A 21,070-nucleotide genomic window follows, 5' to 3' on the forward strand; every position below is an offset into this window, starting at 1 on the left:
CGCCACGCCGGACCGAGAGCCCAGGAGGGCCGCATGGAAGCCACGGAAGCGACGCCGGACACCGCGCCGGAAGCCACCGCCACGGCGGGAACGGGCGACACACGCGCCGCACGCGTTCTCGGCCGCCCCTTCGACATCAACGGCCTCACCCTGCCCAACCGCATCGCCATGGCCCCCATGACCCGCGAGTTCTCGCCCGACGGCGTGCCGGGCACGGACGTCGCCGAGTACTACGCCCGCCGCGCGGCCGGCGGCGTCGGCCTCATCGTCACCGAGGGCACCTACGTCGACCACCCCTCGGCCGGCAGCAGCCACCGCGTCCCCCACTTCCACGGCGAGGCCGCGCTCGCGGGCTGGCAGCGGGTCGCCGAGGCCGTCCACGCGGCGGGCGGCAGAATCGTCCCGCAGCTCTGGCACGTGGGCGTGACCCGCGACGAGGGCCAGGGACCGATCCCCTCGGCGCCCTCGGTGGGCCCCTCCGGCATCGGTCTGGACGGCGCGGCCAAGGGCCACACGATGACCGGCGCGGACATCGACGCGGTCATCGCCGCCTTCGCCGACAGCGCGGCGGCCGCCGAGCGGATCGGCTTCGACGGGGTCGAACTGCACGGCGCGCACGGCTACTTGATCGACCAGTTCCTCTGGGGGACCACCAACCGCCGCACCGACGGCTACGGCGGCGACCTCGCGTCCCGCACCCGCTTCGCGCGGGAGATCGTGGCAGCGGTGCGGGCGGCGGTCTCGCCGGCGTTCCCGGTGATATTCCGCCTCTCCCAGTGGAAGGCGTACGCCTTCGACGCTCAGCTCGCCACCGACCCGGCCGAGCTGGAGGCGCTGCTCGCGCCGCTGGCGGACGCGGGCGTCGACGCCTTCCACGCCTCCACGCGGCGCTACTGGCTGCCCGAGTTCGACGGCAGCGACCTGAACCTCGCGGGCTGGGTCAAGAAGCTCACCGGCAGGGCCACGCTGTCCGTGGGCTCGGTCGGCCTCGACAAGGAGTTCGTCGGCCCCCAGGGCTGGGCCAAGGAGACCGCGTCCACCGGCATCGACCTGCTTCTCGACCGCATGGAGCGGGACGAGTTCGACGTCATCGCGGTGGGCCGCTCCCTGATCGGTGACCCCGAGTGGGCGAACAAGGCGGTGACGGGGCGCCTGGCGGAAGCGGCGCCGTACGACGTGGCGCAGCTGGGCCGGCTGCGCTAGTTCTTCGCCCGCGGGCGCGTGGTTGGCTGGTCGCGCAGTTCCCCGCGCCCCTGAAGGGGCGCTCCAGTGCCCGCCTGCCCAAGAGCCGCGCGGGCCCACGACGCAAGCGACGCGGGCCCGCTCAAGGTCAGCCCAGCGTCGTCGCCGCGGTCTGCGAGGAGTCCCGCAGGAAGCCCGCGCAGCGCTCGTACTCCTCCTGCTCGCCGATCGCCTGCGCCGCCCGCGCCAGGGCGTGCAGCGCGCGCAGGAAGCCGCGGTTGGGCTCGTGCTCCCACGGGACGGGCCCGTGGCCCTTCCAGCCGCTGCGGCGCAGCGCGTCCAGGCCGCGGTGGTAGCCGGTGCGGGCGTACGCGTACGACTCCACGACGCTGCCGCGCTCGAACGCCTCGTCGGCGAGCTGCGCCCAGGCGAGCGAGGACGTGGGGTACTTGGCGGCGACGTCGGCGGGCGCCGTGCCGTTCGCCAGCAGCTCGCGCGGCTCCGGGTCGTCGGGCAGGTGGGTCGGGGGCGGTCCCCCGAGCAGATCCTTGTGAATGGCCATGGGTTCAGTGTGCTGCATGGCGGTACGGCGAAGGCCCCGGGTCACCCGACCCGGGGCCTTCGTCACGTGGAGCGCGGGGCGCTACTTCAGCTTCGTGCCGGTGGAGCGCAGGTTCGCGCACGCCTCGGTGACCCGCTTGGCCATGCCGGCCTCGGCGAGCTTGCCCCAGGTGCGCGGGTCGTACGTCTTCTTCGAGCCGACCTCGCCGTCGACCTTCAGGACGCCGTCGTAGTTCTTGAACATGTGGTCCGCGACGGGCCGCGTGAACGCGTACTGGGTGTCGGTGTCCAGGTTCATCTTCACGACGCCGTTCTCCAGCGCGGTGGCGATCTCCTCGGCCGTGGAGCCCGAGCCGCCGTGGAAGACGAAGTCGAACGGCGACTGCTTGCCGTACTTGGCGGCGACGCCCTCCTGGAGGTCCGCGAGCAGCTCGGGACGGAGGACGACGTTGCCCGGCTTGTAGACGCCGTGGACGTTGCCGAAGGACGCGGCCAGGAGGTAGCGGCCCTTCTCGCCGAGGCCCAGCGCCTCGGCGGTGCGCAGCGCGTCGTCGACGGTGGTGTACAGCTCGTCGTTGATCTCGTGCGTGACACCGTCCTCCTCGCCGCCGGTCGGGGTGATCTCGACCTCAAGGATGATCTTGGCGGCGGCGGCCTTCGCGAGCAGCTCCTGGCCGATGGCCAGGTTGTCGGCGAGGGTCTCGGCGGAGCCGTCCCACATGTGGGACTGGAAGAGCGGGTTCCGGCCGGCCTTGACGCGCTCGGCGGAGACGTCGAGCAGCGGGCGGACGTAGCCGTCCAGCTTGTCCTTCGGGCAGTGGTCGGTGTGCAGCGCGATGGTGACGTCGTACTTGGCGGCGACGATGTGCGCGAACTCGGCGAGCGCGACCGCGCCGGTCACCATGTCCTTGCTGTACTGGCCGCCCAGGAACTCCGCGCCACCGGTGGAGATCTGGATGATGCCGTCGCTCTCGGCCTCCGCGAAGCCGCGCAGCGCGGCGTGCAGGGTCTGCGAGGAGGTGACGTTGATGGCCGGGTAGGCGAACTTGCCTGCCTTCGCCCGGTCGAGCATCTCGTTGTAGACCTCGGGAGTTGCGATGGGCATGTGTCCGCTCCTTGTGATGTGCGGGTGGGATGCTGTGCTGCTTGACCCTGACCTGGGGGCGACGACATCGTCGCCCCCATCTTTCCAGACGTGCCGGAGTCAGTCGGCCAGACCGAGGTCGTCCTTGGAGTACGCGAAGAGGTACGGCACGCCGGCGCCCTCGGTGATCTTCTCGCCGGCGCCGGTGGCCCGGTCCACGATCGTGGCGACGCCGACGACCTCGGCGCCCGCCTCGCGGACGGCCTCGACGGCGGTGAGCGGGGAGCCGCCGGTGGTGGAGGTGTCCTCGACGACGAGCACGCGGCGCCCCTTGATGTCCGGACCCTCGACGCGGCGCTGCATGCCGTGCGCCTTCGCGGCCTTGCGGACCACGAAGGCGTCCAGGCGCCTGCCGCGCGCGGCGGAGGCGTGCAGCATCGCGCCGGCGACGGGGTCGGCGCCCATGGTCAGGCCGCCCACGGCGTCGAAGTCGAGGTCGGCGGTGAGGTCGAGCAGCACCTGGCCCACCAGCGGGGCGGCCTCGCCGTCGAGGGTGATGCGGCGCAGGTCGATGTAGTAATCGGCTTCGAGACCCGAGGAGAGGGTCACCTTGCCGTGCACCACGGCCTTGTCCTTGATCTGCTGGAGCAGCGCGCCACGTACGTCGTCAGTCATGCCTGTCAGCTTAAAGCCGCGTCCAGGTCCAGGTCGTCGCCGTCTCCAGCGGTTCGATGGGGGTGACCAGGCGGGGCGCGGTGTTGAGCCCGTTGGGCGGGCCGGTCTGCGGCTCCACGCACACGGCCGCCTCCTGCTCGTCGTAGACGACGACCCACTGCTCGCGGCTCGTGACGTGCAGCGCGAGCCGCCCCGGCCAGGTCAGCGTCACGTCGACGCCGTCGGGCATGCCGAAGCAGTCGTCCCAGGGACCGGGGCGCGGCTCGACGCGGCGGCCGGTGGGGAGGTGGTCGTCGCCGCGCTCCTCCTGCCAGGCGGGGGCGAAGTCGATCCGCGCGGGCTCGCCGCCGCCGTCCAGGGAGCGGTTGAACCAGGGGTGCCAGCCCGCCTGCGCGGGGAAGGAGTCGCCGTACGTCTCGATGCCGAGGCGCAGCGTCAACGCGTCCTCGGTCAGTTCCACGATCTGGGTGACGCGGCCCGGGTAGGGCCAGGGGTCGGTGAGGTCGTATGTGAAGACGGCCTCGGTCGGGGAGGTGCGCGCCGTGCGCCACGCGGCGTCGCGGGCGAAGCCGTGGATGGCGTGCGGCGGGGAGTTCAGCGGCATCTGGTGGACGCTCGCGCCGTCGCGGAACCGGCCCCGGTCGATCCGGCCGCACCAGGGCACCATCGGGAAGGAGCCGTACCGCTCCCCCTGGCGCAGCAGCTCGACGCCGCCGATGCGCAGACTTCCGATGCGGCAGCCGCTGCCCGGCCGCACGGTCACTTCCGCGTCGCCCGCGGTCAAAGTCACGTCTTGGGTACTCACCCGGCCGACCCTACGGTGTACGCGGTCACCGGCGGCGGCGCAGGGCGCGGCCGACCACGACGGCCGAGGCCAGCGCGAGGGCGGCGGCGGGCGCGGCCCAGCGGAGCGTGGCACCGGCGGAGAGCGTCTCGGGGACGGGCGCCGGCGCGTACCGGCCGCGCGGCGGGGCGTGGTCGACCTCCTCGGCGCTGCGGCCGATCATCGTGCGGCGGGCGTGGGCGGCCTCGGCGGGCGGTACGTCGATGTCGCTGACGTCGTCGTCGATGTCGATGTCGATGTCGCCCAGACCCTCAAGCTCATCTTCGTCGTCGAGGTCGTCGGCGCTGTCGAGGTCGTCCATGCCCTCGACGTCGTCGTCATCGTCATCGTCGTCGTCATCCTCCGCCCCGGGGGCTCGCGGGGCGGGCTGCGGGGTCGTGGCGTGTGCCCCGGCCGGGCCGGAGTCCGCGGGCGCCGCCGCCGCGAGGGCCTCCGCGAACCGTTCGAGGAGTCTGCGCACAGCGGTCTCCACAGCCTGTGGAGAACTTTCCGTGATCCGGCCGTCGGCCGTGGCCGCGCCCTCGAAGGCGATGTTCGTCCCCGCGGAGACGGGCAGCAGCCGCACGGTCAGCGTGAGCCGCACGGAACCGGAACCGCGCGCCTCCGTCCCCTCGCCCTCGATCACGTACGCCCCGTCGGCACGGCCCTCGGTCCGCGCCGCGCCCCGGTAGGTGATGGTGTGCCCCGCGACCCGCACCTTGAGGCGGCCGGAGATCGGCCCCGCCGTCTCCCGCGCGTCGCGCTGGAGCGCGGGCACCGCCCCGGCGACCCGCTCGGGGTCGGCCAGGACCTGCCGGAGACGCTCTGCGGCGACCGGGACGAAGACCTCATGCTCCATGGCAGTGGAGCCTACCCACGCACTCGCGACTATGTGCGCCGGTTCACCGGACCGTGTACGTCAGTCCGCGTAACGCGGACGCACCAGGGTGGACGCCACCAGGCCGGGCACCCGGGTGGGCGCGGCCGAGCGCACCCCGGCGCGCACCGCCGGCGACCCGGCCGCGCGCAGCAGCACGGGACGCGCCCGTGAGGCCAGCACGAACCCCCAGTCGCGCGGCGCCCGCGTCCCCGCCGATGCGCGGTCGGGCCCGGCGGCGAACCCCGAGCGCCGGCCGCCCACGCGGTAGGGCACGGTCCGCAGGCCCGCCGCCCGCACCGTCGCCTCCACCGTCCAGAAGACCCGCGGCCGCACCGACACGGGGCCCGCGTGCACGGCGAGGCGCCCTCGAGGGGCCAGGACGCGGGTGGCCAGGCCGTAGAACTCCTGGGAGTACAGCTTCGCGCTCGCGGTGACGCCCGGGTCCGGCAGGTCGCAGATCACCACGTCGTACGCGGCCCGCTCCGCGTACGCGGCCCGCTCCGCGCGCAGCCAGCGGAAGGCCTCGGCGCGCACCACCCGCACCCGCGGGTCGCGCAGGGCGTGGCCGTTCAGCTCGCCGAGGGCCGGGTCGTGCCGGGCGAGGGCGAGGACGCCCGCGTCCAGCTCCACGAGGTCGACGCGGCGCACCCCCGGATGGCGCAGCACCTCGCGCGCCGCGAGGCCGTCGCCGCCGCCGAGGATGAGCACGCGCGCGTGCGGGCCGCGCATCGCGGGCCGGACCAGCCCTTCGTGGTAGCGGCGCTCGTCGCGGCCGCTGATGCGCAGGCGCCCGTCGAGGTAGAGGTCCAGGGAGCGCCGCCGCCCTCCGGTGAGGACGATCTCCTGCACCTCGGTCTGGACGGCGACGCGCACGTCCGCGCCGTACACCGCCCGCCGCGCGGCCCGCTCGAAGTCGCCGACGAAGACGGCGGCCGTGGCCAGCACCGACAGGACGAGCACGTTCGCGGCGATCAGCGCGGCCCGCTCGCGCACGCCGAGGTCCCGCCCGAACAGGCCGAGGACGAGCGCGCCGCCCGCGACCGCGTTGACCGCGCCGGTGAACAGGGCGCCCGTGAGCTGCCCGAAGACCGGCAGCAGCAGGAAGGGGAAGGCGAGGCCGCCGACCAGCGCGCCCACGTAGTCGGCGGCGAACAGGTCGGCGACGGCGCCCCCGGCGTCCTGCCGCCGGATGCGCTGGATGAGGACCATCAGGAGCGGCACCTCGGCGCCGATGAGGACGCCGATGGCCAGCGAGAACGCGACGACGAGAGGGCGCGAGCCGCCCGCCCAGACCTCGCCCCGGTCGCCGGTCCACGCGAACGCCGCGTACAGCGCCATGGCGCTGCACCCGCCGACCAGCGCGAGCGCGGCCTCGATCAGGCCGAACCCGAGGGCGGCGCGGCGCCGCAGCCGCTTGGCGAGCAGCGACCCGATGCCCATGGCGAAGACCATCACGGAGAGCACGACGGAGGCCTGGGTGACCGAGTCGCCGATCAGATAGGCGGCGAGGGCGACGAGTTCGAGTTCGTAGACGAGCCCGCAGGCAGCGCAGACGAACACGCCGACCAGAACGAGGAACCGTCCTGCCCGGGGTGAGACCGGCAACCGGACCGTCGAGTCGAGCACCGACAGCACGCTACGTCACTGCGGCCTCACTCCGGGTCACCCGCAAGGGTGCAAAAGGGGCCCGCCGGGCGTGGCGGCCCCGCTCACAGCGGCGCGGGCAGCGGCATCCGCACCCCCACCCGCGACCGCGTGGCGACCAACTGGCCGTCCTGCGGATACGCGTGCCAGGTGCGCCACATCACCGAGCCCTCGTGCCGCTGGGCCAGCAGGGCGGTGAAGGCGTGCGGGCTGCCGGGGAAGACCCCCGCGAGGCCGTGCGGGTGTTCGGTCACCAGGGCCAGCAACTCCTGGGCGCGGCCCGCGAACTGGCCGCGCGAGAGGGTCTCGACGCGCGCCGCGAACTCGTACTCCCAGTCGCCCACCCGCTTGGAGACGCCCAGTGGGAGCGGTGTGCTGCTGCCGGGGATGCAGGCCACGGTCTCGGAGCAGCTGCCCTGCTCGTCCTCCAGGAGCACCTGGTGGGAGGCCCCGAGGAGTCTCAACTGCATTCTCGCGTCGGTCAGTTCCACGTCGAGGGTGGCGAGCGCGGGCAGCGGCTCGCGCCCCAGGGCCCAGGCGAGGTCCGCGGCGCGCGTGTCGGTGTAGACAGTCTTCAGGGTCGTGAGCATGGGTCGGCTCCGCTAACACGCAATGGAGGTGGGGCCGGCGCACCCGGGTCGCGGCCCGGAAGGGTCGTGACCGGGAGGTCGGAATACCGGCTCGTGCCCACGTGAACGGCACCGGTCGGGTCTCCGGGCTTGCGTCCGTGAAACCCGTGAGGGACGTCCGAGGGCGGTACGGGCGGTTAAGAGGGAATCATGGTCGGCGGCAGTGCCACAGCGTTTTTACCCAACTTCGTGCGCTTTCCATCCCCCTGGGGGTTGCACAGTTCAACTGTTCAATGATTCACAACCGTCCGTCCGCCGGAGCACGCCCCCTCGCCTCGCACACCCGAACGCAACACCAGTGCGCCCGGCGGGAGTTGCCTCCCACCGGGCGCCCCGGGGAATCGGTGGACCAGCTGCCCCGTGTCAGCTGCCTCCGCCGCACCCGCCCCCGCCCCCGCACGACGAGCCGCCCCCGCACGAGGAACTGCCCCCGCACGAGGAGCCGCCGCCGCAGGAGTGCCCCCCGTGGTGGTGGCCGCCCCCGGAGTCACCGCCCCCGGCCCACCAACTGCCGCCACCCGCCGTGCTCGACGCCGTGCCCGAGCTCCACCGCGAACCGGCGCGGCGCTTGGCGCTGCCCCGGGAACCGGCCACCATGGCCACGACGAACATGATCACTCCTGCGAAGACGAAGGCCACGATCACGACCACCACGCTCCTTCCGTTCCCCCGCGACGCGGTCCCCCCATGGGCCTCGCTCCTCGCGTGACAGGGGGATGCCCTTCGCCGTCGCGGCCCAAAGCAGAGTTGAGGAAGTCCAGAGGTTCGGCGCAGGATGGCGGCCATGACTTCCACCACCGGGAGCGGGCGCCCGCTGCTCAACCGCCGCCTCGCCGAGTTCGGTACGACGATTTTCGCCGAGATGTCCGCGCTCGCGGTGTCGACGGGCGCGATCAACCTGGGTCAGGGCTTCCCGGACACCGACGGACCCGAGTCCGTGCGCGAGGCCGCGGTGCGCGCGCTGCGCGACGGCCGCGGCAACCAGTACCCGCCGGGCCCCGGCGTCCCCGAGCTGCGCACGGCGATCGCCGCGCACCAGCTCTCCCGCTACGCCCTCACCTACGACCCCGACCGCGAGGTCCTGGTGACGGCCGGCGCCACCGAGGCCATCGCCGCCTCGCTGCTCGCCCTGGTCGAACCGGGCGATGAGGTCATCGCGCTGGAGCCCTACTACGACTCGTACGCCGCCTCGATCGCGCTCGCGGGCGGCACGCGGGTGCCGGTCACGCTGCGGCCCGGCGACGGCCGCTTCCGCCTGGACCTGGACGAGCTGCGCGACGCGATCACGCCCCGCACCCGGCTGCTGCTGCTCAACACCCCGCACAACCCGACCGGCACGGTCCTCACCCGCGCCGAACTGGCCCGGATCGCGGAACTGGCGGTCGAGCACGACCTGCTCGTCATCACCGACGAGGTCTACGAGCACCTGGTCTTCGACGACGCCGAGCACATCCCGCTCGCCTCCTTCCCCGGCATGCGCGAGCGCACGGTCACCATCGGCTCGGCGGGCAAGACGTTCTCGTTCACCGGCTGGAAGGTCGGCTGGCTGACGTCCACCCCGGAACTGGTCACGGCGGTCCGCTCGGTGAAGCAGTACCTCACCTTCGTCTCCTCGGGCCCCTTCCAGTACGCCGTCGCGGAGGCGCTCGCGCTGCCGGACTCCTTCTTCGACGGCTTCCGCGCCGACATGCGGGCCCGGCGCGACCTGCTCGCCGAGGGCCTCGCCGCCGCCGGCTTCGACGTCTACCGCCCGGCCGGCACGTACTTCGTCACCACCGACATCCGCCCCCTCGGCGAGAGCGACGGCTTCGCCTTCTGCCGCTCGCTGCCCGAGCGGGCCGGCGTCGTCGCCATCCCGAACGCCGTCTTCTACGACCACCGCGAGGCGGGCGCGCCCTTCGTCCGCTTCGCCTTCTGCAAGAAGGTCTCCGTCCTGGAGGAGGCCGTCACCCGCCTCAAGCGGCTGACGGTCCGCGGGAGGTAACCCCGGGACGGCCCGCGTGGGTGATGACCCTAAGTGTGATAGTCGGGTTATTACTCCATAAAGGTGGCAATGAGATGCTTTCCTGCTGAACGTGGGCAGGAATATGCCAAGGACACGCGTGGGCCGGGTCCAGCCACAAGGGGAGTGCCAGGATGACTGCTGCCGACGCCGTGCCGACGTGTCCCTTCCGACACGACGACGCCCTCGAACCGGATCCGGTCATGGCCCGTTTGCGCGACGAGTCGCCCGTCGCCCGGGTCCGCATGCCCTACGGGGAGGGCGACTGCTGGCTGGTGACGCGCTACGAGGACGTGCGGACGGTGACCTCCGACCGGCGCTTCAGCCGTGCCGCGCTCGTCGACCGCGACTTCCCCCGGATCACCCCGGCCCCCATCGCCCAGCGCGAGGCGATCAACCTGATGGATCCGCCCGCGCTCAATCGCGTGCGCCGGCTGGTCATCAAGGCCTTCACCACACCCCAGGTCGAGGCACTGCGGCCCTGGACGCAGCGCACCGTGGACACGTTGCTGGACAAGATGGAGGCGGGTGGCGCGCCCGCCGACATCGTCGCTCATCTCGCGGACCGGCTGCCGCTGATGACGATCTGCCAGCTCATGGACGTGCCGGAGGAGGACCGGCCGCAACTGCGCAGCTGGGCGATGGCCATGATGTCCATGAGGGCCGCCGACCGTTCGTCGGCGGCCGAGGCGAAGGCGGGGTTGCGCGCCTATTTCGACGCGCTGACGGCCGCGCGGCGCCGTGACCCGGGCGACGACCTGATCAGCGCACTGGCGACCGCACGCATCGGCTCGGAAATGCTGGACGAAGGGGAGCTGTCCGTTCTGGCCATGCTCCTGGTCGTCACCGGACACGACACCACCACCTACGACATCAGCAACGTCGTCTACACGCTGCTGACCCGCCCCACACATCTGCGCCGGCTGCGGGACAGCCCCGAACTGCTGCACCGGGCCCTGGAGGAACTGCTGCGCTACATCCCCTTCCGCCAGGGCGTCGGCATCCCACGGGTGGCGCTGGAGGACGTCGAACTGTCGGGCGTCCTCATCAAGGCGGGGGAGATCGTGCACGTGTCCTATCTGACCGCCAACCGCGACGGCACGGTCTACGAAGAGCCCGACGCCCTCGACTTCGAGCGGAAGGACCCGGCCCCGCACATGACCTTCGGGTACGGCAGCCACCACTGCCTGGGCTCCCACCTCGCCCGTATGGTCCTCCAGGTCTCCATCGGCACCCTGATCGCCCGGTTCCCGAAACTGCGGCTGGCCGTACCGGCGCAGGACGTGCGGTGGAACACCGTGTCGATCTGGCGCTATCCACTGACCCTGCCGGTCGTCTGGTGAGGAGCTGACCATGGCCACTTTGTGCAGACCCGCCATCGCCGTGCCCGAACACGTCATCACCCGGGAACAGACCCTGGGCCTGGCGCGCGAGCTCCACGCCGGCCACCCGCAGCTGGATCTCGCGCTGCGCCTCATCGCCAACACCGGGGTCCAGACCCGCCACCTGGTGCAACCCATCGAGGACACCCTGCGCCACCCGGGCCTCACCCGACGCAACGCCCTGTACGAGGCGGAGGCCAAGTCACGGGTCCCCGAAGCCGTGCACCGGGCGCTGGGGCACGCCCAGCTGACGCCCGAAGACATCGACATGATCGTCTACGTGTCCTGCACGGGCTTCATGATGCCCTCGCTGACCGCCTGGCTCATCAACACCCTGGGCTTTCGACCGCAGACCCGGCAACTGCCGATCGCGCAGCTCGGCTGCGCCGCCGGAGGGGCGGCCATCAACCGCGCCCACGACTTCTGCACCGCCTACCCGCGGGCGAACGTGCTGATCGTCTCCTGCGAGTTCTGCTCACTGTGCTACCAGCCCACGGACCTGCTCGTGGGAAACCTGCTCTCCAACGGCCTGTTCGGAGACGCCATCGCCGCCGCCGTGGTCCGCGGCCAGGGAGGCACCGGCGTACAGCTGCACCACAACGGCTCCCACCTGGTACCGCGCACCGAGGAATGGATCTCCTACGCGGTCCGCGAGACCGGCTTCCACTTCCTGCTGGACAAGCGCGTACCGGGCACCATGGCCGACCTCGCGCCCGCCCTGCGCGACATGGCCGCACTGCGCGGCTGGGACATCTCGGACCTGGGCTTCTACATCATCCACGCCGGGGGGCCCAGGATCCTGGACGACCTGAGCACCCACCTGGGACTGCCGCCGACGATGTTCCGCTACAGCAGAGCCACCCTCACCGAACGCGGCAACATCGCCAGCGCGGTCATCTTCGACGCCCTGGAACGCCTCTTCCAGGACGGCGGCGCCGACCACGCCGCCTCGGGCGTCATCGCGGGATTCGGCCCCGGCATCACCGCCGAGATCACCCTGGGCGCCTGGGACGCGACCGGAACGAGCGACCCGTCGGCCGTGCAGGCCCTGGCCCAGGCACCCGTCTGAGCAGGCACCGCACGGGCCATGGCGAAGAGCCCGGCCGGGGCGACCTCTCGGGGTCGTCCCGGCCGGGCTCTCGTGGGTGTACGGACCCTCAGGCCTCGTCGCCCGGCTGCTCGCCGGTGTCGCCCTCGGCGGAGTCCACCTCGGACTCCAGGCCGAGCTGCTCGACCAGCCAGCGGTCGAACTCGATCGCGGCGCGCACCCAGCTGACCGTCGACGACACGAAGTGCTCCAGGGAGACACCCGTGCCGATCAGCATCTGGGCCTCGCCGATGAGGCGGACCGTGCCGTCGTCGTGCGTGTGGCTGTAGACCTTCGGCCACAGCGTGCGGCGGTTCCAGTCGTCGATCGACTCCAGGAGCTGCTGCTTCTGCTCGATCTGGTGCGGGCGGTCGTAGAACGTCCGCACCGAGAAGACCTGCTGGTCGTCCTCGCCGCGGAACATGAAGTACGTACGGAACTCCTCCCACGGCGCCGCGAGGTCACCCTCGTCGTCGACGACGTGCTTGAGCTCCATCTGGTCCAGGAGCTGCTTCACCAGGTCCTGGTCGGGGACGACGGGGCCCGCCGGTCCTGCGCCCTGCTGCGGTTCGGGCTGTCCCCCGAAATTCGGAATCGAGGACGGGTCGATGCTCACGTGCTTTGTCCCTTCGTACGGATTGGCGCCATCCTCTCCCACCATGGGGTGCCCCTAGCAACCCCGGCACCGCGTCTGCCCGGTTTCCGCCGTCTGCCGACCGCGGGAGGTGGTCCGTCCTCGCGCAGTTCCCCGCGCCCCTTGAGGGCGTCAGGCCACCCCCCGTCAGGGGCGCGGGGCGGCAGACGGGATGGCGTTACAGCTGCTTGCCCGGCGCGGCCGGTGAGGGGCCGACCCGCAGGCCGTCCTCGGAGCGGTCCACGCGGACCACGTCGCCGTCCTTGACCTCGCCCGCGAGGATCTCCTTGGCGAGGCGGTCGCCGATGGACGTCTGGATCAGGCGCCGCAGGGGACGCGCGCCGTACGCCGGATCGTTGCCCTCCAGGGCCAGCCAGGCCAGCGCCTCGGGCGTGACCTCCAGGGTCAGGCGCCGCTCGGCGAGCCGCTTGGCGAGCCGGCCGATCTGGAGCTCGGCGATGTGCGCCAGCTCGTCCTTGGTGAGCGCGGAGAAGACCACCAGGTCATCGAGCCGGTTGAGGAACTCGGGCTTGAACGAGGACCGCACGACCTCCAGGACCTGCTGCTTCTTCTCCTCCTCGGAGGTCAGCGGCTCGACCAGGTACTGGCTGCCGAGGTTGGACGTCAGCACCAGGATGGTGTTGCGGAAGTCCACCGTCCGGCCCTGCCCGTCGGTCAGGCGCCCGTCGTCGAGGACCTGGAGCAGGACGTCGAAGACCTCCGGGTGCGCCTTCTCGACCTCGTCCAGGAGCACCACGCTGTACGGACGCCGCCGCACCGCCTCGGTGAGCTGGCCGCCCTCCTCGTAGCCGACGTAGCCCGGCGGGGCGCCGACGAGCCGCGCGACGCTGTGCTTCTCGCCGTACTCGCTCATGTCGATGCGGACCATGGCCCGCTCGTCGTCGAAGAGGAAGTCCGCGAGGGCCTTGGCCAGCTCCGTCTTGCCGACACCGGTGGGGCCGAGGAAGAGGAACGAGCCGGTGGGCCGGTCGGGGTCGGCGATCCCGGCGCGGGTGCGGCGCACCGCGTCGGAGACGGCGCGCACCGCCTCGTGCTGGCCGATCAGCCGCTTGCCCAGCTCGTCCTCCATGCGCAGCAGCTTCTGCGTCTCGCCCTCCAGGAGGCGCCCGGCGGGGATGCCGGTCCACGAGCCGACGACGTCGGCGATGTCGTCGGGGCCGACCTCCTCCTTGACCATGGTGTCCTTGGCCTGGACGGCCTCCTCCTCGGCCTCGGAGGCGGCTTCGAGGTCGCGCTCCAGGGTCGGGATCTCGCCGTAGAGCAGCTTGGAGGCGGTGTCGAAGTCGCCATCGCGCTGGGCGCGCTCGGCCTGGCCGCGCAGGTCGTCCAGCTTCTCCTTCAGGGCGCCGACGCGGTTGAGGGACTCCTTCTCCTTCTCCCAGCGCGCGGTGAGCCCGCGCAGCTCCTCCTCCTTGTCGGCGAGGTCGCGCCGCAGCTTCTCCAGGCGCTGCTTGCTCGCCGGGTCGGTCTCCTTGCTGAGCGCCAGCTCCTCCATCTTCAGCCGGTCCACGGCGCGCTGGAGCTCGTCGATCTCGACGGGCGAGGAGTCGATCTCCATGCGCAGCCGGGATGCGGCCTCGTCCACGAGGTCGATGGCCTTGTCCGGCAGGAAGCGGGAGGTGATGTATCGGTCGGAGAGCGTCGCGGCGGCCACCAGGGCGCTGTCGGCGATCTGGACCTTGTGGTGCGCCTCGTAGCGCCCCTTGAGGCCGCGCAGGATCGCGATGGAGTCCTCCACGGACGGCTCGGCGACCAGGACCTGCTGGAAGCGCCGCTCCAGGGCGGGGTCCTTCTCGATCCGCTCGCGGTACTCGTCCAGGGTGGTGGCGCCGACCATGCGCAGCTCGCCGCGGGCCAGCATCGGCTTGAGCATGTTGCCCGCGTCCATGGCGGAGTCGCCGCCGGCGCCGGCGCCCACGACGGTGTGCAGCTCGTCGATGAACGTGATGATCTGGCCGTCGCTCTCCTTGATCTCGGACAGGACGGTCTTCAGGCGCTCCTCGAACTCGCCGCGGTACTTGGCGCCCGCGACCATCGCGCCGAGGTCCAGGGAGACCAGCCGCTTGTTCTTCAGCGACTCCGGCACGTCGCCCTTGACGATGCGCTGGGCGAGGCCTTCGACGACGGCGGTCTTGCCGACGCCGGGCTCACCGATGAGCACGGGATTGTTCTTGGTGCGGCGCGAGAGCACCTGCACGACCCGCCGGATCTCCTGGTCCCGCCCGATGACGGGGTCCAGGCGCCCTTCCCGGGCCGCGGCGGTGAAATCGGTGCCGAACTTCTCCAGCGCCTTGTACTGACCCTCGGGGTCGGGTGTGGTCACCCGGCGCCCTCCCCTTGTCGTCTCGAATGCTTCCAGCAGCTTCTTGTCGGTGGCCCCGTGCTGGGCGAGGGCCTGTCCGGCCCGGCCGCCCTTGGCGGCGATGCCGATGAGCAGGTGCTCGGTGGAGAGGTACTCGTCGCCCAGCTCCTTCGCCCGCTGCGCGGCGTCGGCGATGACGGCGAGCAGTTCGCGGTTGGGCTGCGGCGGCGCGACGGTGGACCCGGTCACGCTCGGCAGCGCGGCCAGGGCCCGCTCGGTGTCCGCGCGCACGGCCGCCTGGTCCGCGTCGACCGCGGCGAGCAGGTCGGTGATGTTCTCGTTGTCCTGGCCCTCCAGGAGGGCGAGCAGCAGATGCCCCGGCGTCAGGTCGGGGTGGCCGTCCTGTACGGCCCGGTCACCGGCCGCGTTGATGGCGGCGCGGCTCCTGTTGGTCAGCTCTGCGTCCACGTGCGCTTGTCCTCCTTACGGACCGAACGGGGTACGGGTCCTGAACTCGGCCGACGGCCGGGTTTCCCTCTCACGCTGACTTAATCAACGTACACAAAGTTGAGTCTATTCCACTCAAGGCAGCGGTCGGAAGGCGGGGCGGCTATGTTCCGGTCCATGAGCAGCCACGCATCCGCGCCGATAGATCCGCGGCATCCGCCCGAGCCCTACCTCAGCTTCTGGCGCGAACGGCACCTGTGCACCTTGACCACCCTGCGCCCGGACGGCACCCCGCACGTGGTGCCGGTCGGCGTGACCTACGACCCCGAGACCGGCACCGCCCGTGTCCTCGCGCGCAGGACGAGCAGGAAGGTCGCGCACATCCTGGCGGCGGCGGGCGCGCCGGACGGGCCGGGGGCGCGGGTGGCGGTCTGCCAGTTCGCGGGCCGGCGCTGGGCGACGCTGGAGGGCCGCGCGACGATCAGGACGGAACCGGAGCGGATCGAGGACGCGGAGACGCGCTACGAGGCGCGCTACGAGCGGCGCCCCTCGCCCAACCCCGACCGCGTCCTGATCGAGATCGAGGTCACCCGCGCCCTGGGCAAGGCCTGAGCCCGCGCGGACCCGGCGCCGGCGGCCGCACGCCGCATGAGCGCCACCGGCCGCGCACGCCACAGCGGCGCCACCGTGTTCAGGTCCACGGTGACGCCGCTGCTGGGGGAAGCACCTGCGCGATCTACAACGACGGGGGAATCGCGTCAGGCGCTGCGGGGGGTGGCTGTGATGCTGTCCGGGGCGCTCGTCATGGCCCCCGGGTCCTGCTGTTCGCCCTCTCCGACCACCTGGTGGTCGCGGCGGTCGAGATTGACGAAGACCATCCCGTACCGGATGGCACACCGCACGGGCTGCGGCGCTCCTCGCGGCCGCCGCAGGCACCGGTAGGCGCGGATCTCCTCCTCGTCGTCGCGGGTGACGACGATCGGCTCGCCGAGCAGGGTGACCATCAGCGAGTCGCCGCGATGCGGGATCGCGGTCACGAGATCGATGAAGTGCCATCCGGAGCGATAGGCGGTGGCCATCTCGCGGCGGAAGGTGCGGTCGTCAGGAGGAGTGCTCATGTGTGCGCACCCTTCGGGCCCACGGTCCAGCCCGTGTCCCCCGCCGGGAGCGCTTCCACGCTGGTCCAACCGGTGTCCACCGGAAGCGCCTGCACGCTGGTCCAACCGGTGTCCGCCGGGTTCGCCACCGCGGAATTTCCGCTGCCAAGGCCCGAGCCGCTCTGGGCACCGAGGGCCACAGCGGCAGAGAAGACCGCGGCAAGCACTGAGCCAAGTATTCTCACGCGCATAGTCGGCTTCGTCCTCACTTGATGGATTCCTCTCCCCCGGCCATGAAGACGATGGCTCATTCAGGCATGTCAACGCCACAGGAGCGATGCATCATGTTCTTGCACGTTCAGGACCCTGGGGGGTGGAGATATGACCACAAGCAACACAAAACCGACACATCCCCATGCTGTCACTGACCTGTGCGACGAGGGGGCACGGCTTTACGCCAACGCGCTGCGTTCCGGACGCATCAATCGTGTCGAAGCGGAACTGGCCCCTTGCCTCGTGGAATTCGCACTGCTGCACCCGGATCCGGATGACGCCAACTGGCTCCGTCCGGTTCCTCCCTCCGTCGCCCTCGCCCAGCGTCTGCACCCGCTGGAACGCGAGATCCAGGACCGCAGGCGGCTCGCCATCGAACTGACGGACTCCTTCGAACAGTTCGTCACGATCAGCGCCCAGAGCCCCGCGAACATCCACGCGATCACCGTCCTCGAGGGCTTCGACCGCATCAACGCCGCGCTGAATTCGGCCACCGCCGAGTGCAACACCTCCGTGCTGACCATCCAGCCCGGCGGCGGCCGCCCGGTGGACGCCCTGACCCAGGCCCTGGAGCGGGACCGGCCCCTGACCGACCGCGGCGTCAGCATCCGCACCCTCTACCAGCACACCGCCCGCCACAGCCAGGGAACGCTGGCCTACGTGGACCGCATCTCGGGCGGCAAGGTGCAGGTCCGCACCCTGGAAGAGCTGATCGAGCGGCTGATCATATTCGACCGGACCGTGGCCTTCATCCCGGCGAGCGACGACCGGCGCGTGGCCCTCGAACTGCGCCACCCCGGCCTGGTCGAGTACCTCAGCAAGGTCTTCGAGCAGCTCTGGGAGCGCGCGGTCCCGCTGACCGAGGAAGTCCCCTACGACATCGCGCCCAACGGCATCACGGGCGTCCAGCGCTCCATCGCCAAGCTGTTGATCGAGGGTCACGTCGACGAGGCGATCGCCCGTCGGCTCGGCATGAACGTCCGCACCTGCCGCGCCCACATCGCCAAGATCGCCGCGGCCCTCGGCAGCGGCAGCCGCGCCCAGCTCGGCTACCTCATCGCCCAGTCGGGAATCCTCGACCAGGCGAAGCTCAGTCCGGACCGCCCGAAGTAGCCGCCCGAACCAGCCGCCAGAAGTGGACACTTCAATCACGGCGGGACGGTCCGCGCCCGCACCCTCTGCATAGAATCGCCGCGCTTCAACCGAGCGGGAGGGAGCACACATGGCCAGGGAACTCACGACGCACGCAGTGACGGATCTCTGCGAGGCGGGCTCGGCCGTATACCTGCGCCGGGCCCTCCGCGCCGGTCGCATCCGCGGTGAGGACGTCACGAGCGCCTCCTTCCCGGAGGCGCACATCACCGTCCTGGACGGCGTCGGCCGCATCAACGCGGCCATCGACCGCGCGATGAACGACGTCAGGGAGGAGTTTTTGGCCATTCAGCCCGGCGGTACCCGGCCGCCGGAGACACTGGCCGAGGCCTTCCCGCGCGACCAGGCGATCCTCAGCCGCGGCTGCCGGATGCGGACCCTCTACCAGCACACGACGCGCCACTCCCTGCCCGTGCTCGGCTATCTGGAGCAGCTGCACGGCGACGCCGAGGCCCGCACCCTGGACGAGGTGACCGACCGCCTCTTCGTCTTCGACCGGACCGTCGCGTTCATCCCGGCGAGCAAGGACCGCAGCATCGCCCTGGAGGTGCGCCACCCGGCCCTCGTGGAGTACTTCACCACCACCTTCCGGCGGCTGTGGCGGCTGGCCACGCCCATGTGGCCGCAGGCCGCCCCGCAGGTCTCCGAGGGCGGCGTGACACCTCGTCAGCGGGCCATCGCGGGCCTGCTCGTCGAAGGCCTCACCGACGCCGAGATCGCCGACCGCCTCGGCATGAACATCCGTACGGCCCGCGTCCACATCGCCAAGCTCGCCGCCACCCTCGGCAGCGGCAGCCGCGCCCAGCTCGGCTACCTCATCGGCCGCTCGGGGCTCCTGGAGCGGGACCAGTAGCGTCCGCCACCGCCAGCCACTCGCGCAGCAGCGCCTCCCGCGCGGCCGCCCGCGGCGAGCCCCCCTCGTGCCGGCGGCCCCACTCGGCCATCGCCGACAGCGTCGTCAGGAGGGTGGCCGCACCCTGGGTGAGGCGGCCGAGCAGCGCGCGGGAGAGGTCGTACTCCGTCGCGGAGTAGCCCACCGCCGCGGCGGTGTACGCGGTCAGTTCCGTCTCCCCCGTGGCGCCGCCGATCCGCACCGTCATCGTCGGGGCCTCGTCCGGGCCGCCGAGGCCCACCGTCAGCACGAGGTCGACGGCCACGCCCACATGCCGTTTGAACGACTTCACCGGTACGTCGTCGATGGTCAGCGTGTGGACGTCCGCCCAGGGCCAGAACGCCGACTGCCGGTCCCCGAGGGCCGCCACGCCCTCCGGCGTCAGCCGCACCCCGGGAGCGAGCCCGGACGGCTTCGCGCCCACGTACACATCGCCCTCGGCGATCCAGAACAGCCCCACCATGGCCATGGCCGGCTCAACTCCCCGTTCGACAGCGGAAAACCAACAGCGGAAAACAGCGAACGGGGGCCGGGAGGTTGCCACCTCCCGGCTCCCGCGTCAGCCTACTCAGGCCCTGCGAACCGCCGCCGGTCCCCTATGCCCTCGGTTATGCCCTCGGTGCCCCTACTGCTCGTGCGTCCTCTTGGGCCGCCACACCACGAGCGCGCTCGTCTGCTGCACGTCCTGGTACGGGACGAGGTCGCGGCGGTAGGAGGCGTGCACCGCCGCCTCGCGCTGCTGCATGGCCGCGGCGGCGCCCTCCACGGCCGCGGACAGCTCCGCGACGCGCGACTGGAGCGCCGCGACCTGGTTCTCCAGCTCGATGATGCGCTTGATGCCGGCGAGGTTGATGCCCTCCTCCTGCGACAACTGCTGCACCGTGCGCAGCAGTTCGATGTCACGGGCGGAGTAGCGCCGGCCGCGGCCCGCGGTGCGGTCCGGGGAGACCAGGCCCAGGCGGTCGTACTGGCGCAGGGTCTGCGGGTGCAGGCCGCTGAGCTGGGCGGCCACCGAGATGACGTACACCGGCGTCTCGTCGGTGAGTTGGTACGCCCTACTGAATCCGGACTGTCGACGGCGGCCGTCCATCTCATGCTCCCTTCGCGGCCTGGAACAGTTCTGCCCGCGGGTCGTCCCCCGCGGTCGCCTCGCGGTAGGACTCCAGGGCCTCCTTGGCGGCGTCCGACAGAGATGTCGGGACCGACACCTCCACCGTCACCAGGAGATCGCCCCGGGTGCCGTCCTTGCGGACCGCGCCCTTGCCGCGGGCCCGCATCGTACGGCCGTTGGGCGTGCCCGGGGGCAGCTTCAGCGTGACGGCGGGTCCGCCCAGCGTCGGGACCTTGACCTCGCCGCCCAGCGTCGCCTCGGGGTAGGTCACCGGCACGGTGACCGTGAGGTTGTCGCCCTTGCGGCCGAACACGGGGTGGGCGTCGACGTGCACGACCACGTACAGGTCGCCGGCCGGGCCGCCCCGCTCGCCGGGCGCGCCCTTGCCGCGGAGCCTGATCCGCTGGCCGTCGCTCACCCCGGCCGGGACGCGCACCTGCATGGTGCGGGAGGACTTGGCGCGCCCCGAGCCGTGGCAGGCCTCGCAGGGGTCCTGGGCGATCAAACCCCGGCCCTTGCAGTCCACGCACGGGTCGGTCAGCGAGAAGCCGCCGCCACCGCCCCGCGAGACCTGGCCCGTGCCGACGCAGGTCGGGCACACGCGCGGCGTGCCGTTCTTGTCGCCGGTGCCGGAACAGGCCTTGCAGGCGGCCTGGGAGGACATGCGCAGCGGCACCGTGGCGCCGTCCACCGCCTCCGTGAAGCTCAGCGTGACCTCGGACTCGATGTCCTGGCCGCGCCTGGGCTGCGTACGCGTGCCGGTACCGGCACCCGCGCCACCGCGGTTGAACAGGCCCCCGAAGACGTCACCGAGACCGCCCCCGAAGCCGCCGCCGGCCGCCCCACCGCCGCCCGGGGCGCCGCCTCCGAAGAGGTCGCCCAGGTCGAAGTTGAACGTGCCGCCGGCGCCTGCGGGGCCCTGGCGGAATCCGCCGTTGCCGAAGAGGGCACGCGCCTCGTCGTACTCCTTGCGCTTCTTGGGGTCACCGAGGACGTCGTTCGCCTCGGAGATCTCCTTGAAGCGCTCCTCCGCCTTGACGTTGCCCTTGTTGGCGTCCGGGTGGTTCTCGCGGGCGAGCTTCCGGTACGCCTTCTTGATCTCGGCCTCGGTGGCGTCCTTGGGGACGCCGAGGACCTTGTAGTAGTCCTTCTCGATGAAGTCCTTGGTGCTCATCCCCGACGTCCCTCCTCA

The 21,070-nt window shown here is 71.8% G+C and carries 21 protein-coding genes; 8 read left to right on the top strand and 13 right to left on the bottom strand.

What is annotated here, in order from left to right; genetic code table 11:
* Window positions 1-33 precede the first annotated feature (33 nt).
* Complete coding sequence (locus ACZ516_RS19480; RefSeq protein ID WP_361079843.1) at window positions 34-1,203, top strand: NADH:flavin oxidoreductase; 1,170 nt, start codon at window positions 34-36, stop codon at window positions 1,201-1,203.
* Window positions 1,204-1,330: 127 nt separating this feature from the next.
* On the opposite strand, the gene ACZ516_RS19485 is transcribed toward ACZ516_RS19480, so the two are convergent.
* From ACZ516_RS19485 to ACZ516_RS19515, 7 genes are all read right to left on the bottom strand, one after another.
* Window positions 1,331-1,744 (bottom strand): DUF3151 domain-containing protein, encoded by a 414-nt coding sequence (locus tag ACZ516_RS19485; RefSeq protein ID WP_358583629.1) that lies wholly within the window; start codon window positions 1,742-1,744, stop codon window positions 1,331-1,333.
* Window positions 1,745-1,825: 81 nt separating this feature from the next.
* A complete protein-coding gene (gene fbaA / locus ACZ516_RS19490; RefSeq protein WP_358700716.1) occupies window positions 1,826-2,848 on the bottom strand; it encodes a class II fructose-bisphosphate aldolase in 1,023 nt (340 codons plus the stop codon).
* Window positions 2,849-2,947: 99 nt separating this feature from the next.
* Window positions 2,948-3,502 (bottom strand): orotate phosphoribosyltransferase, encoded by a 555-nt coding sequence (gene pyrE, locus ACZ516_RS19495; RefSeq protein ID WP_358583625.1) that lies wholly within the window; start codon window positions 3,500-3,502, stop codon window positions 2,948-2,950.
* Window positions 3,503-3,512: 10 nt separating this feature from the next.
* Window positions 3,513-4,307: an aldose epimerase family protein gene (locus ACZ516_RS19500; protein ID WP_361079840.1), complete on the bottom strand. Its 795-nt coding sequence runs from the start codon at window positions 4,305-4,307 to the stop codon at window positions 3,513-3,515.
* A gap of 25 nt (window positions 4,308-4,332) precedes the next feature.
* The gene (locus tag ACZ516_RS19505) at window positions 4,333-5,184 is read right to left on the bottom strand and encodes an SRPBCC family protein (protein WP_469011195.1); all 852 of its coding nucleotides are present in this window, start codon (window positions 5,182-5,184) and stop codon (window positions 4,333-4,335) included.
* A gap of 60 nt (window positions 5,185-5,244) precedes the next feature.
* Window positions 5,245-6,831 (bottom strand): polyamine aminopropyltransferase, encoded by a 1,587-nt coding sequence (locus ACZ516_RS19510; RefSeq protein WP_469011196.1) that lies wholly within the window; start codon window positions 6,829-6,831, stop codon window positions 5,245-5,247.
* A gap of 83 nt (window positions 6,832-6,914) precedes the next feature.
* The gene (locus tag ACZ516_RS19515) at window positions 6,915-7,439 is read right to left on the bottom strand and encodes a DUF2617 family protein (protein WP_361079835.1); all 525 of its coding nucleotides are present in this window, start codon (window positions 7,437-7,439) and stop codon (window positions 6,915-6,917) included.
* A gap of 574 nt (window positions 7,440-8,013) precedes the next feature.
* Here ACZ516_RS19515 and ACZ516_RS19520 point away from each other — a divergent pair.
* The 4 genes from ACZ516_RS19520 to ACZ516_RS19535 all read left to right on the top strand — a co-directional run bounded on the left by ACZ516_RS19520 (window position 8,014) and on the right by ACZ516_RS19535 (window position 11,931).
* Window positions 8,014-8,187, top strand: a complete 174-nt coding sequence (locus tag ACZ516_RS19520) for a hypothetical protein (RefSeq protein WP_469011197.1) — start codon at window positions 8,014-8,016, stop codon at window positions 8,185-8,187.
* 75 nt (window positions 8,188-8,262) lie between these two features.
* A complete protein-coding gene (locus ACZ516_RS19525) occupies window positions 8,263-9,462 on the top strand; it encodes a pyridoxal phosphate-dependent aminotransferase (protein ID WP_469011198.1) in 1,200 nt (399 codons plus the stop codon).
* 152 nt (window positions 9,463-9,614) lie between these two features.
* Window positions 9,615-10,823 carry a cytochrome P450 gene (locus tag ACZ516_RS19530; protein WP_469011199.1) on the top strand — a complete coding sequence of 403 codons (1,209 nt, stop codon included), beginning with the start codon at window positions 9,615-9,617 and terminating at the stop codon, window positions 10,821-10,823.
* 10 nt (window positions 10,824-10,833) lie between these two features.
* On the top strand, window positions 10,834-11,931 hold the full coding sequence (locus ACZ516_RS19535) for a type III polyketide synthase (protein ID WP_361079829.1): 1,098 nt from the start codon (window positions 10,834-10,836) through the stop codon (window positions 11,929-11,931).
* Between the two features lie 88 nt (window positions 11,932-12,019).
* Here ACZ516_RS19535 and ACZ516_RS19540 read toward each other — a convergent pair whose 3' ends face one another.
* Together ACZ516_RS19540 and clpB are read right to left on the bottom strand one after the other, a co-directional pair.
* On the bottom strand, window positions 12,020-12,565 hold the full coding sequence (locus ACZ516_RS19540; RefSeq protein WP_358583607.1) for a type III secretion system chaperone family protein: 546 nt from the start codon (window positions 12,563-12,565) through the stop codon (window positions 12,020-12,022).
* 196 nt (window positions 12,566-12,761) lie between these two features.
* Window positions 12,762-15,374: an ATP-dependent chaperone ClpB gene (gene clpB, locus ACZ516_RS19545; RefSeq protein WP_361079827.1), complete on the bottom strand. Its 2,613-nt coding sequence runs from the start codon at window positions 15,372-15,374 to the stop codon at window positions 12,762-12,764.
* Between the two features lie 156 nt (window positions 15,375-15,530).
* Between clpB and ACZ516_RS19550 the strand changes: the two genes are divergently transcribed.
* Window positions 15,531-15,965, top strand: a complete 435-nt coding sequence (locus ACZ516_RS19550; protein WP_358697128.1) for a pyridoxamine 5'-phosphate oxidase family protein — start codon at window positions 15,531-15,533, stop codon at window positions 15,963-15,965.
* A 146-nt stretch (window positions 15,966-16,111) separates the two neighbouring features.
* Here ACZ516_RS19550 and ACZ516_RS19555 read toward each other — a convergent pair whose 3' ends face one another.
* Window positions 16,112-16,471, bottom strand: a complete 360-nt coding sequence (locus ACZ516_RS19555) for a hypothetical protein (protein WP_358583601.1) — start codon at window positions 16,469-16,471, stop codon at window positions 16,112-16,114.
* Window positions 16,472-16,831: 360 nt separating this feature from the next.
* Between ACZ516_RS19555 and ACZ516_RS19560 the strand changes: the two genes are divergently transcribed.
* Both ACZ516_RS19560 and ACZ516_RS19565 read left to right on the top strand, forming a co-directional pair.
* Window positions 16,832-17,836: a helix-turn-helix transcriptional regulator gene (locus ACZ516_RS19560; RefSeq protein WP_361079824.1), complete on the top strand. Its 1,005-nt coding sequence runs from the start codon at window positions 16,832-16,834 to the stop codon at window positions 17,834-17,836.
* 109 nt (window positions 17,837-17,945) lie between these two features.
* Window positions 17,946-18,728, top strand: coding sequence for a helix-turn-helix transcriptional regulator (locus ACZ516_RS19565; RefSeq protein ID WP_469011200.1), 783 nt, complete (start codon window positions 17,946-17,948; stop codon window positions 18,726-18,728).
* Here ACZ516_RS19565 and ACZ516_RS19570 read toward each other — a convergent pair.
* The 3 genes from ACZ516_RS19570 to dnaJ all read right to left on the bottom strand — a co-directional run bounded on the left by ACZ516_RS19570 (window position 18,691) and on the right by dnaJ (window position 21,052).
* Window positions 18,691-19,236 carry a hypothetical protein gene (locus tag ACZ516_RS19570; protein WP_361079822.1) on the bottom strand — a complete coding sequence of 182 codons (546 nt, stop codon included), beginning with the start codon at window positions 19,234-19,236 and terminating at the stop codon, window positions 18,691-18,693. The two genes, ACZ516_RS19565 and ACZ516_RS19570, sit on opposite strands and share 38 nt — an antisense overlap.
* Window positions 19,237-19,392: 156 nt before the next feature.
* A complete protein-coding gene (locus tag ACZ516_RS19575) occupies window positions 19,393-19,857 on the bottom strand; it encodes a heat shock protein transcriptional repressor HspR (protein ID WP_358583593.1) in 465 nt (154 codons plus the stop codon).
* Between the two features lies 1 nt (window position 19,858).
* The gene (dnaJ, locus tag ACZ516_RS19580) at window positions 19,859-21,052 is read right to left on the bottom strand and encodes a molecular chaperone DnaJ (RefSeq protein WP_358583591.1); all 1,194 of its coding nucleotides are present in this window, start codon (window positions 21,050-21,052) and stop codon (window positions 19,859-19,861) included.
* Window positions 21,053-21,070 lie beyond the last annotated feature (18 nt).

The organism is Streptomyces sp. NPDC034037 (assembly GCF_055575715.1).

Excerpts from the sequence above, each read along its gene's own strand:
- ACZ516_RS19480 (WP_361079843.1), top strand. The coding sequence starts at position 34 with ATGGAAGCCACGGAAGCGACGCCGGACACCGCGCCGGAAGCCACCGCC.
- ACZ516_RS19485 (WP_358583629.1), bottom strand. The coding sequence starts at position 1,744 with ATGGCCATTCACAAGGATCTGCTCGGGGGACCGCCCCCGACCCACCTG.
- fbaA (WP_358700716.1), bottom strand. The coding sequence starts at position 2,848 with ATGCCCATCGCAACTCCCGAGGTCTACAACGAGATGCTCGACCGGGCG.
- pyrE (WP_358583625.1), bottom strand. The coding sequence starts at position 3,502 with ATGACTGACGACGTACGTGGCGCGCTGCTCCAGCAGATCAAGGACAAG.
- ACZ516_RS19505 (WP_469011195.1), bottom strand. The coding sequence starts at position 5,184 with ATGGAGCATGAGGTCTTCGTCCCGGTCGCCGCAGAGCGTCTCCGGCAG.
- ACZ516_RS19515 (WP_361079835.1), bottom strand. The coding sequence starts at position 7,439 with ATGCTCACGACCCTGAAGACTGTCTACACCGACACGCGCGCCGCGGAC.
- ACZ516_RS19525 (WP_469011198.1), top strand. The coding sequence starts at position 8,263 with ATGACTTCCACCACCGGGAGCGGGCGCCCGCTGCTCAACCGCCGCCTC.
- ACZ516_RS19530 (WP_469011199.1), top strand. The coding sequence starts at position 9,615 with ATGACTGCTGCCGACGCCGTGCCGACGTGTCCCTTCCGACACGACGAC.
- ACZ516_RS19535 (WP_361079829.1), top strand. The coding sequence starts at position 10,834 with ATGGCCACTTTGTGCAGACCCGCCATCGCCGTGCCCGAACACGTCATC.
- ACZ516_RS19550 (WP_358697128.1), top strand. The coding sequence starts at position 15,531 with ATGAGCAGCCACGCATCCGCGCCGATAGATCCGCGGCATCCGCCCGAG.
- ACZ516_RS19555 (WP_358583601.1), bottom strand. The coding sequence starts at position 16,471 with ATGAGCACTCCTCCTGACGACCGCACCTTCCGCCGCGAGATGGCCACC.
- ACZ516_RS19560 (WP_361079824.1), top strand. The coding sequence starts at position 16,832 with ATGACCACAAGCAACACAAAACCGACACATCCCCATGCTGTCACTGAC.
- ACZ516_RS19565 (WP_469011200.1), top strand. The coding sequence starts at position 17,946 with ATGGCCAGGGAACTCACGACGCACGCAGTGACGGATCTCTGCGAGGCG.
- ACZ516_RS19570 (WP_361079822.1), bottom strand. The coding sequence starts at position 19,236 with ATGGCCATGGTGGGGCTGTTCTGGATCGCCGAGGGCGATGTGTACGTG.
- ACZ516_RS19575 (WP_358583593.1), bottom strand. The coding sequence starts at position 19,857 with ATGGACGGCCGCCGTCGACAGTCCGGATTCAGTAGGGCGTACCAACTC.
- dnaJ (WP_358583591.1), bottom strand. The coding sequence starts at position 21,052 with ATGAGCACCAAGGACTTCATCGAGAAGGACTACTACAAGGTCCTCGGC.